The organism is Bradyrhizobium sp. NAS80.1, from assembly GCF_001908205.1.
GTDB lineage: Bacteria > Pseudomonadota > Alphaproteobacteria > Rhizobiales > Xanthobacteraceae > Bradyrhizobium.
Genome location: NZ_LGHL01000327.1, coordinates 1 through 2,009, shown reverse-complemented (window position 1 = coordinate 2,009; position 2,009 = coordinate 1). Strand labels below are relative to the sequence as shown.

Below are 2,009 nucleotides of genomic sequence, written 5' to 3'. Positions count from 1 at the left end.
AAGACGGGGAAGAATTTCGCGTAAATCGCGCATCGGGACCACTCCTATTTTGCATCGCAAAATATAGTTGTGCATCGCAACATGGCGAGCCTGAGGAACCGAGTCAAGAACCGAGCAGGCAATTTCGCGATCATCGAGGCGACTTGATCGCGGCCAATGTCGCAGATGGGTCATTTTCGACGAATTTGGTGGGGATTGTCGGCTGGTCGACGTCCGCTTTATCCAGTTGGCGACCAAGCTCGCACGGCGGCGCAATATGTCGCGAAGGGCCGATTGTGTTGAAAAACTCGGTTTGCGGTGAGGTCCAATTTTCTAAGCCTTGCTGACGCGTTCTCGCGGCAGAGACGCGGGGGGGCCGCGTCAGTTCGTTCGGATTCAACCAACGAGCTTCCTATTGGTTTGACAGACGATCCGAATGGCAGAGGTGGCGCTTTTCATCTCATCGCGAGAATTTTGCGGCCGCTCAGATTTTGAGTTTTTCAACAAAATCGGCCACAAGCAGACATTCAAGGTTGGTAGCAGTTCAGCACTGAACTGGCATCTACGACGGTCGCCGCGGTCGGCGTCAGCTCTGTTGCAGTGCAAGTTCCAAGGCGCCGTTCGCAAACGCGCTGGCGTAGCGAGCGAGTGTCGCCACATCGATCGCCTCCGGCCAGCGGTCGGCCGCGTTATGATAGACCTCGCTGCTACACACCAGCGTCACGAATCGCCCGCCGCCCTGCTGGACGGGACGAGCTTCTCCCCGAGCTACGGAGTCGTACGGTGTTTTCGCGCTTACAGTCAGCCCTTCCTTTTCCAGTGCTCGGATGATCCATTGTTCAAGCGCCTCGTCGGAGGCGTGGATGAGATTCGGCTGTTGTGGCGCACCAATATCGGAGCCAAAAAAAGATCCACGCCTGTGCGCGCTTCACAAGGTCTCCTCGGCGCCTAAGATAGGCATCAATCCCTAGAAGTCCGAGTTCGTGACCGCTCAAGGCGACGAAGAAGGAGTCGCGCGCCGGCTTGCCGGCCGCCAAGACCCTGATCACTTCCAGCCAACACGCGAGTCGGCTCCCCTGCTCGCTCACGCATTGCCACCAGCCACTACGCGGTGCCATGAAGACGAGCGGCGTCAGCGCCGGGTTGCTGCCCGCAACCTTGACGGTGACGTTTAAGGCTTCTGCGGCCGTCCGGCTTGCGTGGACAACGAGCGTCGCCTCGGCGCGCTGCCGGGCCTGCTCCTTCAGCCACCCGCTTTCGACGCTTGAGACTTGCAGCGTGGGCGGGCCGATCGGCTTCGTGAAGGATCCGGCATTGAGCAGGAAGAGTCCGGGGTGGCTTCCGCGCGTGAGGAGAACCACCGCCTTGTGGCGGCTCTGTCGCGCCTGCGCGACGGGTCCCGCTTGCGCTCTGAACCCCTCCGTGACGCCAAGAGGCTCGGTTTCTGCCAACCCGATCTCGACGTCGCTACCGAGCGATCCGAGCCTGCCGCGCACTCCTTCCCCATCGGTGAAATTAGCGTCGAAGAGTGGCACTCCGTCGATGCGCCGATCCGCAATGCGCAAGTGACACGATTGCGGATCAACCCGGCTTAGCGCGAAGGGCTCGAGCTCAGGCTCGGCGCCTGATTGCTGTACCTGTCTCGCCAGCCAATGCGCCGATGCGTTGTCAACCGCCGTTCCCGTGCGATGATTGCCTTGGGCATCGTAAGCCGCGAGGACGTCTGCGATCCGCTCCTCCAGCGCGATCGACGAGGGCGTCCGATCTCTTCCCAGCAGCAAATTCGGACCGCCGGTCGCGGCCGCGAGCGCCGTCACCAACGTGCCGCCCCCGACCACCAAAAATGCTCTGCGTAACATCTGTCGTCTCCGATCGCGCACCGATCATTCCAGACGACCTAAATGTCACCCCAGGCTACGTCTCGTCGTGTCTGGAGGCAATGTCCGTTCTGGGTCTAGGCTGTGTGAAAACGCCGAGGCGCTTGATGGCGATAGAATAAGTTATTCGTCCACTTCCCTCTTACCGCCCGA

Annotated in this window: 1 protein-coding gene; it reads right to left on the bottom strand. The window is 60.4% G+C overall.

Translation table 11 applies throughout. The annotated features are described in order from the left end of the window. Positions 1 to 818: 818 nt before the first annotated feature. Positions 819 to 1,838 (bottom strand): hypothetical protein, encoded by a 1,020-nt coding sequence (locus AC629_RS42795; protein WP_084810632.1) that lies wholly within the window; start codon positions 1,836 to 1,838, stop codon positions 819 to 821. Positions 1,839 to 2,009 lie beyond the last annotated feature (171 nt).

Excerpts from the sequence above, each read along its gene's own strand:
- AC629_RS42795 (WP_084810632.1), bottom strand. The coding sequence starts at position 1,838 with ATGTTACGCAGAGCATTTTTGGTGGTCGGGGGCGGCACGTTGGTGACG.